Below are 9,337 nucleotides of genomic sequence, written 5' to 3' on the forward strand. Positions count from 1 at the left end.
CAGACCAACGTCAGTATCGATGCCGGCGATACGGAGACCGTGGATTTCTGATTCGCAATCCCGGGAGCGCGCGATGCGGTGGGGAGTGTTGATTGGTGGTGGCGTACTTTGCGCGGTGGCTGTGTTCGCCGTGTTTCGCGGAGCCGACCGCCCGCTGGCTGACGCGACGATAGGGTCCGGGCCATCGCCCATGGTCGATGACCAGCCCGCACCCGCGGTTGCCGCCAGCACGGTCCCGACACAGGATCGGGCCGTGGCGCCCGCTCACACGTCAAGCCTGCGCCATGAAGCCGCCGGCTCGATGAAACAGGACGATGTCTTGCAGCCGGTCTGGACGCGCGACTTGTCGCAGAGGGTCGAGTCGGCCGCCGCGGCCGGCTTCACAAGCAGCTCGGTACCGCCGTCCACCTACATGGAAGACTTCTACTGCAATGACGGTGACGGATGCGGGTTCGTCGCCCGTGTGGCTGAGCCGGAGCAGGTGTTCAGGGCGACCAGTTCGCTGATGAAAAGCGTCAACAAGAAGCTGGCGGAAGATCCTGAAACCAGGCACCTGGCCGTCCTGCTCAAGGAGGCCAACCCCGGCCAGCGCATGGCGCGCCTGGCGATCGCCCCGCGTCCGGCCAATGCGCCGTGTCCCGAGATGCAAGTCACCGAAGACGAGGCGGGGCAGGTGGAAAGCGTTAGCGTGGAATTCGACGCGGACGGCTGCCAGCGTTGAATGATGGCGGCTGCCCATGTCATCTGGCAGTCATACAAACGTCATCGATCGATCAAACACGATCGGTAGCTTGGTGGAAACCTGTAGCAGGACACCACCATGCGAATTGCCTACGGTGTAATGGGTTACGGTCGCGGTCACGCGATGCGGACCGGGACCGTTCTTCCTCATTTGATGGAACAGCACGATGTGCGCGTGTTCGCGGCGGCGGATGCGTTCAAGGTGCTGTCTCCACGCTTCCCGACCACGGAAATTCCGCTGTTCCGCTACCACTACGGAAACGACGGCCGCTATTCCATGCGCCGCACCGTGGCACGCAACGTCAAGCCGATCGCCGATCTGCTGTTCCAGCTCGATGGCATGCAGACGTTGATGAACGAGTTCGCGCGCTTTCGCCCGGACGTGGTGATTTCCGATTCCGAGGCCTGGACGCTGCGTGCCGCCGAGGCGATAGGCATTCCGACCATCAGCTTTGATCACGTCGGCGTGATCGCGCATTGCGAGCCGCATTTCCCCTGGGAGTTGCGTGCCGCCGGTTTGCGGGACGCGATGGGCTACCGTTACCTGATGGGGCAGCCGGATCGCATCCTCATCTCCAGTTTCTACCCGGCCACGCCGAAGGACGCCCGGACCCGCGTCATTGGTCCGCTGATGCGCGACGAGGTGCTGGGCGTGACGCCGACGCAGGGCGAGCATCTGCTGGCCTACTTCAACAAGGGCGATCACCTGTTCCGCCCCCGTGTCGAGGAAGCGCTGCGCAAGTGCGACCGACCGGTGATTGTCTACGGCACCGACCGTCGCGGGCAGGACGACAATCTGGTGTTCAAGGCGCCGGCGAACGCCGAATTCGTCCGTGATCTCGCCAGCGCCAAGGCGGTTGTCGGCACTTCGGGCAATCAGCTCGCCGGCGAGGCGATCCACTTCGGCAAGCCGATGCTGGCGCTGCCCGAGGATGCCTTCGAGCAACGCCTCAATGCCTACATGGTCGAGCGCATGGGCGTCGGCATGCGCCGTTCGCTGAGCCGGTTCGATGTGCGGGACATCGAGGATTTCCTCGCCATGGCGCCGTTCATGCGCAACAACATGGCGGAGCACCGCCGCGACGGCCGCGCCGAGGCGCAGCGGTGGCTGGACACCTACATCGCCGAGCTGGCCGGCCAGCGCCCACAGACGATGTTGTCGCCTTCGGTCAACGGCTGGATGGCGCAGACGGCGTAGCCGCGCGCCGCGCGCCGGACCCGGCCCGGTTCAGCGCGCCCGGATGCGGGCGCCGTCTTCGAGCGAGCGATCGGGGTGGGCGATGACGGCATCGCCGGCCTTCAGGCCAGAGCGGACCTCGACCCAGCCGTCCCCTTCGATGCCGGTTTGCACCAGCGCTCGCCGGGCGCGGCCACCGTCGGCGACGAAGACCGCGGTCCCATCCGCGACTGAGTACAGCGCGCTGGTCGGCACGCGCACCACGTCGGCCGCTTCACGCAACACGAAGCGGGCGTTGACCCGGTAACCCACGCCGAGACGTGACCACTGGTCCTGGTCGCTGGTGAGTTCGACCATGACCCAGACGCGCTGCTCCTCCACGCCCAGCGCGGAGAATTTCGTGAACGCGTTGGGTTCCACCCGCCGCACCCGGCCCGCCAGCGCTTCGGGCCGGCCCCAGCGCAGCAATTCGACGCGCATGTCCGGACGCAGCCGCACGGCGTCGCTGGACAGCACGTCGACCTCCACTTCCATGTCCCGGGGATTGCCGATCTCGCATAGCGGCGCCCCGGTCTGTACCGGCTGGGCGCTGTCGAAATGACGTTGCAGCAGCACGCCATCGATGGGGGAGGTCAGGCGTACGGCCGTGTCATCCGATGGCGTGCCGCCGTCCGCCGTCGCCAGCACGGCCTTTGCCGCCTCCAGCTGATGTTTCGCCGTGACCTCGTGAAACCGCGCGCTGGCCGATGCCCGTTCCGCGCGGCGACGTTCGGTTTCGGCGCGCTCGGCCGTGTCGGGCGCGACGGCCTGGCGTTCCAGCAAGGCCCGCAGGCGCTTCGCTTCCGCCCGGGCCTGGGCGGCGACCGCCTCGGCGGCGCGCGTGTCCTCCCGGCTGGCGGCCAGGGCCGCCTCGGCGGCGGCGACTTCGGCCTCCGCCTGCGCGCGGGCGCGGGCATCCAGCACCGGCGAGGTCACGGGGTCCATCACCACCAGTACCTGGCCTGCCCGCACCGGATCGCCCGGCTCCAGCGCTGGTTGGCGTGTTGTCGCCGCCACCGGTGCGGTGATGACGTAGCGATGGCGCAGCCGCGTGCGTCCTTCGGCCTCGATCGAGGCCACCACGGCGCCTTGTTCGACTTCGCGGATGTCCACGAGCTGGGCGGCTGGCCACAGCATCACGGCGACCAGGGTGGCGAGCACGGCGATGCCGACGACATAGCGGATCAACTTTGCGGGTTTCATCGGTCTACTCCCTGGATTTGAGGACCGAGACCAGGTCCAGCCGGTTCAGGCGCCGGCGCACGAACAATGCCGAGAGCACGGTCGAAGCCAGTGTGACGAGGGCGGCGAGCGCGAAGCCCGACGGGTCGAAGATCAGCGGGATGCGGTAGAGATCGGAGGCGAAGGCCTGAATCATCAGCGCTGACAGGCCGTAGCCGATCAGGAACCCGGGGATCAGCGCGGTGAAACTGAGTGCGAACAGCTCGCCCAGCAGCAGGCCGCGAATCTCCTGCCGCGTGTAGCCCAGCACCCGCAGGCTCGCGAGTTCGCGACCGCGCTCGGCCAGCGTGATCCGGGCGCTGTTGTAGACCACGCCGAAGGCGATGCTGCCGGCCAGCAGCGTCGCGATCAGCGCGAAGGTCAGCACGTTCTCCGCCATGGTGTCGCGAAAGCTCTGCATGGTCGCCACGCGATCGGTCACGGCGGCGACCTGCGGTGCGGCACGCAGCTCGCGGATCACCTGGGTTCGGTGCCTTGGGTCCAGCCCCAGCCAGGCGCCGGAGATCGATGGCCCCTCGTCCAGCAGCCGGTTCACCGTCGCGCGCGAGGCATAGGCGCCGACACCCAGGTACTCGCGGACCACACCCGTGACCAGCACCGACACGGTACGGCGATGGCCTTCCAGAAACTCGACACCGAGCGTGTCGCCCGCCTCGACATCAAGCATGGTCGCGAGATAGTCGGTGAGCAGCAGACCGTCGTCGGGCAGCGATACCGGGTGCAGGCTGTCGTCCAGCAGGCGCTTGAGGTCCGCGCCCGGTGTCAGCCCCAGCAGCGCCAGCCGGTAGCTGCGGTGCTCATTGCGCAGCCGCACCGAGGCGGTTCGGAACGGTTCCACCGCGTACACGCCGGGTAGCGATGCCAGGTCCAGCGCCGAGCGCGAGGCCGTGGGCTCGACGAAGGTCACCGCGAGATCGTCGCGCTGCGCCAGCCCGAACTGCACCTCGACCATTGCGTCGACGGCGCTGGCCTGGAATCGCGACATGATCAGGATGCCGACGCCCATGCCGATGCCGAGTACCGACAGCGTCGAGCGCAGCGGCCTGCGCTCCAGGTTGCGCAGCACCATGCGCGCCGCGGGATCGAGCAGGCGTCCGAATCCGAGCCGCTCGCCCAGCGTGCGCCGGAACACCGGCGGCGCCTCGGGGCGCATCGCCTCGGCCGGCGCCAGCGCGAAGGCGCGTCGCAGCCCGCCGATGGTGCCGAGTATCGCGGCGACCAGTGCGAAGCCGAATGCCAGCGCGATCACCCCCGGTCGCAGCGACCAGGACAGGAACGGAAAGCTGTAGAACTCCATGTAGAGATTGGCCATGCCGCGTCCCAGCCAGGAGCCCATCGCCAGGCCCGGCAGCACGCCAAAACCGACCATCAGCAGCGCGAGTTCGACATAGTGCTTGGCGACTTCGAGCCGGGAGTAGCCGAAGGCCTTGAGCACGGCGATCTGTTCGCGCTGGGTGCTGATCAGGCGGCCGATGACCACGTTGAGCAGAAACGCCGTGACGCTGAGAAAGATCACCGTGAACATCCGGGTCATCACGTCGAGCCCACGCAGTTCTTCGTCGAGAAAGCGGTGCGAGACCTGCAACGACCGGTCGTAGGCGCCGGCGCAGCCGTAGGGCTCGAGTAGGCGGTCCAGAGTGTCGATCACGTCCTGCGCCCGGGCGTCGCGCTCCAGCGTCAGGATCAGGTCGTTGAACGCGCCGTCCAGATCGAAGGCCGTGGCCAGCGGCTCGCGTCGCATCCACAGCACGCCGAAACGCTGGTTGTCGGGAAACACGTCGCCCGGCCGGATCTGATAGACGAACTCCGGCGACAAACCCAGGCCGCTGATGCGCAGCCGCTGGCGCCGGCCGTTGAGAATCGCGGTCAGCGTATCGCCTGGCCGGAAGCCGTGCGCGTTGGCGAAGGCCTCGCTGATGACTACCTCGTCATTCGCGTCCGGCAGATGCCCGGCGCGCAGATAAAGCTGGTGCAATCCCGGATCGCCGGGCCCCGACAGCGAGACGAGCTGGCCCGTCACCGGCTCGTCATAGCCATCAATTTCGAGATTGGCGAAGCCGGTGACTCGCGTCTCCACGTGGCGGACGCCGTCCACGGCCCGGACCGCGTCGGCCATGGCGTCCGGCGCGCGCTTGAGGCTGGCGAACACATCGGCGAAGCGGTACTCGCTGTAGTAGCGGGTCTGGGTGTCCGACAGTGCCTGGTAATTGGTCAGCGCCATGACCATGGTGCCGATCCCGCCGGTCATCACCAGCGCGATGGCCAGTAACTGTCCGGTGAGCTGACGCAGTTCACGGCGCAGCTTGGTGTGCAGCGTCTTCACCAGTGCAACTCGTCGGCGCGGGCGCGTCGCGGATTGCGATCCTCCCCGGCAATCCGCCCGTCGCTCAGATGGATGATGCGATCGGCCATGTCGCCGATGACGGCGTTGTGGGTGATCACCACCGTTAGCGCCCCGGTTTCCGCATTGATGCGTTCCAGCACCTGCAACACGCGAATCCCGGTTTTGGAGTCCAGCGCGCCGGTGGGTTCGTCGCAGAGCAGCACGGCCGGGCGTTTGGCCACGGCGCGGGCGATGGCGACCCGTTGCTGTTCGCCGCCGGAGAGCTGCGCCGGAAAGTGGTCCATGCGCTCGGTCAGCCCGACCAGCGCCAGCGCGTCTTCCGGGGTCATCGGGTTGTCGGCGATGTCCGTGACCAGCGCCACGTTTTCCCGCGCGGTCAGGCTGGGGATCAGGTTGTAGAACTGGAACACGAAACCGACGTTGGCCCGCCGGAACCGGGTCAGCGCATCCTCATCGGCGCCGGTCAGCAGCGTGCCGCGGCAACTCACCTCGCCATCGGTGGGCGCGTCCAGGCCGCCGAGAATGTTCAGCAGCGTCGACTTGCCGCTGCCGGACGCACCCAGCAGCACGACGAACTCGCGGGCGTACAGGTCCAGATCGACACCGCGCAGCGCATGCACCTCGATCTCGCCCATGCGGTAGACCTTGGTCAGCCCCCGCGCGTGGAAGACCGGTTCGTCCGTCGGCTGCGAGAGTTTGGGGGGCGCTGACATGGCTTGCAGTCTAGACGCCCGTCATGACCACTCGTTGACCTGCCTCAAGCGGTTTGCTGGTTCAGCGCCTGCACGGCGCGAATCAGCGCGCGATCGGCCGAGTCGACTTCACGCAGCACGTTGAGAAACGTCGAGGTTTGCAGGTCGGTCAGGGCCGCGGTGGACTCGTCGCGGTAGAAGTCCTGCGTCACGGTTCGCATGAACTCGCCGTCTACCCGGTGCAGATCATCGGTGCGTTCGGCGGCCACGGTTTCATCGCTGTCCAGAATGGCCTCGAGGCCGCTGTAGAACCCGCGCATGTGCGTGGTCAGCCGCTCGACATAGGCGCGGATTCCGTCCTGCTCCAGATGGCGGAATTCCACCAGGTTGGCGCGGATGTCCTTGATGCTCTTCGCGGAGTAGATGCCGTCGCGCACGGCCATCAGCAGGTGCTCGATGCGCGCCGCGACCCGGTCGGATTGCGACAGCGTTTGCGTCCGACGCGCATAGTCCAGCACCTCGCCTTCGATCTGCTTCAGCGTCGCGTAGGCCTCCTCGTAGCTGGGATTGTGGTTGCCAAACCGCATCGTCCAACCGGAGCTGGCCGGCCCCTCCAGCCTGAAGCAGCGCCGGTTCAAGGCGATCACGCCACGCAGCAGCGCAACCGATTCGGCTTCCAGCGCGGCCAGGGCCGCCGTGTCGATCTGCGGTGGTGTCTTGCCGAGGTACTGCGCGCGGCCGGGGGCGATGCGGACGAAGCGGCGTTCCAGAAAGCGCGAGAACGGGTCGATCAGCGGCAGAAAGATAAAGATGCCGAGCAGGTTGAAGAAGCTGTGGAACGCGACCAGGCCGAACAGCGGGTCGGTGAGCCCGACCAGGCGCAGACCCGGTTCCAGCACCGGCAGCAGGATGAACAGGGCGATCGCCGCGGTGACCAGGTTGTAGAGAAAATGCGCCAGCGCGACCTGCTTGCCGGCCGCGGTCGCGCGCAGGCTGCCGATCATCAGCGTCGACGTGGTGCCAAGATCGGCGCCGATGGCGATTGCCGCGGCCGATGGCAGATCGACGATGCCGGCGTGCAGCGCCGACAACGTGATCATCATCGTCGCCGAACTGGACTGGATCACGGCGGCGAAGACGAAGCCGGTGACGAAGAACCAGTACGCGTGCAGACCGGTGAGCGCGGAGAGATCCAGCGACGCGGCGAAGACCTCGACGCTGTCCTTCATGAACGACAGCCCATAGAGCAGCAGCCCCAGGCCCAGCAGCACCAGCGCGGTGCCGCGGGCCATGGCCCGACGTTCCAGCGCGACCGTGCCGAGCATGCCGATGGCGATGATCGGCATCGCCAGCCCTTCCAGGTCGAGCTTGAAGCCGATCGCCGTGACCAGCCAGCCGGTGAAGGTAGTGCCGAGGTTGGTACCCAGGATCACGCCCACCGCGTTGCGCATACGCAGGATGTCGGCGCCGACGAAGGCCAGCACCATCAGTCCGACCAGCGAACTGCTTTGCAGGATCGCGGTGGCGATGATGCCGACGGTAATCGATCCCAGCGGATGCCCGGTGGAGCGGCGCAGCGTGGTTTCCAGCCAGCCGCCGCCGACGATCTTCAGCCCGACTTCGAGCTGGCGCATGCCGAACAGGAAGAAACCCAGCCCGGCCGCGAACATCCACGGGTCGATGCTGCCGAAATTCATCGCGGGCGCGCAGGACGTATCACGTGACCAGCCGCTCCATCATCGCGTCCATGACCGACCGAAGGGCGTCGAAACGCGCCGGGTCCGCGAGCATGTCATCGGCGGACTGGATATCCGGCCCCGGCGTGAACCGTGTGTTGTCGATGATGTCCCGCGCGCTTTGCGGCGTGGTTTCCAGATGGCATTGTAGTGCGATCACGTGGTCGCCCCATGCGAAGGCCTGGTTGGGATAGCGCTGGCTGCCGGCGATGTGGATGGCTCCATCCGGAAGATCGAAGGTATCGCCGTGCCAGTGATAGGCCATCAGTTCATCGGGCAGATCGTCGAACAGGGGATGCGTCGCGCCGGCGATGCGATGGATCGGAAACCAGCCGACCTCCTGACGCGGCCCGCGACGCACCTCGGCGCCCAGGGCGCGGGCGATGAGCTGTGCGCCCAGGCAGATGCCCAGCACGCGTACGCCGGCGTCGATGGCATCGCGGATGAACCGCCGCTCGGCGAGCAGCCAGGGATGGGCATCCGTCTCGTCGACATTCATCGGCCCGCCCATCACCACCAGCAGGTCCAGCGACGCGGGGTCTGGCAGCGGCTCGTTGTTCCAGAGCGCCACGGCGGGAAACGGAATGCCGCGATGCGCCATCCACTCGCTGATCGAGCCAGGCCCCTCGTACGGAACGTGTTGCAACCAGGTCGCGTTCATCCTCCCAGTTTATCCGGGACCAGACCCGCCCGGGGGCGATGTGGTTGACCGTGCTGCGGCGTTTTTGCGGTGCAGCAGGGCATTCGCATGGGTGCGTGATGTCGCTACCCTGTGCAGTCCATCAGCGGGGGTGAGCCCGCACGAACAAGGGACGACGATGAACGAAACCAAGCAGGTCGGGTTTGCCGATATCGCGCGGGGTCTCGTCCGAGGTGCCGCCGACGCACCCGCCGTGGCTCGGGGCTTGTACCGGTTGGTGACGATCCGGCCCGGCAGTCGCCAGTCGATCGGCCTGATTCTCGAGCGCTGGGCGGCCAGGACGCCGAATGCACCAGCGCTGCGCTTCGAGGGCCGTACCTGGACCTACGCGGAATTCAATGCCTGGGTAAACCGCATCGCCGCGGTACTGGCCGATGCCGGGATCGGTTCCGGGCAGACGGTGGCGGTTCTGATGGAGAACCGGCCGGAGGCGCTGGCCTGCGTGGCCGCGGCACTGAAACTTGGCGCGGTGGCGGGCCTGCTCAACCACAATCAGCGGGGCGAGGTGCTCGCGCACAGTATCGGCCTGGTCCGGCCGCGGGCGCTGATTGTCAGCGCGGAATGTCGTGACGCCCTGGCCTCGTCAGGGTTCGGGGCCGATGCGGCCACCGATTGCGTGCTGCTGTGGCACGGCGGCGATGAGGGGAAAACGGCGCCGAGCGGCTG

General features: G+C 67.1%; 8 protein-coding genes. 3 read left to right on the forward strand and 5 right to left on the reverse strand.

Features of this window, described 5'->3' with window-relative positions; genetic code table 11:
* The first annotated feature begins 73 nt into the window (after positions 1 to 73).
* A complete protein-coding gene (locus ABNS06_RS18085) occupies positions 74 to 721 on the forward strand; it encodes a hypothetical protein (RefSeq protein WP_348676008.1) in 648 nt (215 codons plus the stop codon).
* Between the two features lie 99 nt (positions 722 to 820).
* The gene (locus tag ABNS06_RS18090) at positions 821 to 1,939 is read left to right on the forward strand and encodes a glycosyltransferase family protein (protein WP_348676010.1); all 1,119 of its coding nucleotides are present in this window, start codon (positions 821 to 823) and stop codon (positions 1,937 to 1,939) included.
* A gap of 30 nt (positions 1,940 to 1,969) precedes the next feature.
* Here ABNS06_RS18090 and ABNS06_RS18095 read toward each other — a convergent pair whose 3' ends face one another.
* From ABNS06_RS18095 to ABNS06_RS18115, 5 genes are read right to left on the reverse strand one after another with little or no spacing between them, the layout of a single operon-like run.
* Positions 1,970 to 3,160, reverse strand: a complete 1,191-nt coding sequence (locus tag ABNS06_RS18095) for an HlyD family efflux transporter periplasmic adaptor subunit (protein WP_348676011.1) — start codon at positions 3,158 to 3,160, stop codon at positions 1,970 to 1,972.
* A 4-nt stretch (positions 3,161 to 3,164) separates the two neighbouring features.
* The gene (locus tag ABNS06_RS18100) at positions 3,165 to 5,522 is read right to left on the reverse strand and encodes an FtsX-like permease family protein (protein ID WP_348676012.1); all 2,358 of its coding nucleotides are present in this window, start codon (positions 5,520 to 5,522) and stop codon (positions 3,165 to 3,167) included.
* Positions 5,519 to 6,256 (reverse strand): ABC transporter ATP-binding protein, encoded by a 738-nt coding sequence (locus ABNS06_RS18105; RefSeq protein ID WP_348676014.1) that lies wholly within the window; start codon positions 6,254 to 6,256, stop codon positions 5,519 to 5,521. Before ABNS06_RS18105 ends, ABNS06_RS18100 begins: the two co-directional genes overlap by 4 nt.
* A 44-nt stretch (positions 6,257 to 6,300) precedes the next feature.
* On the reverse strand, positions 6,301 to 7,932 hold the full coding sequence (locus ABNS06_RS18110) for a Na/Pi symporter (protein WP_348676015.1): 1,632 nt from the start codon (positions 7,930 to 7,932) through the stop codon (positions 6,301 to 6,303).
* 19 nt (positions 7,933 to 7,951) lie between these two features.
* Positions 7,952 to 8,632 carry a type 1 glutamine amidotransferase gene (locus tag ABNS06_RS18115; protein ID WP_348676016.1) on the reverse strand — a complete coding sequence of 227 codons (681 nt, stop codon included), beginning with the start codon at positions 8,630 to 8,632 and terminating at the stop codon, positions 7,952 to 7,954.
* Positions 8,633 to 8,789: 157 nt separating this feature from the next.
* On the opposite strand from ABNS06_RS18115, the gene ABNS06_RS18120 reads away from it, so the two are divergent.
* Positions 8,790 to 9,337: AMP-binding protein (locus ABNS06_RS18120; RefSeq protein WP_348676017.1), on the forward strand; the 548-nt coding region annotated here is incomplete at its 3' end.

The organism is uncultured Abyssibacter sp. (assembly GCF_964000955.1).
In the GTDB taxonomy this organism is placed as follows: domain Bacteria; phylum Pseudomonadota; class Gammaproteobacteria; order Nevskiales; family OUC007; genus Abyssibacter.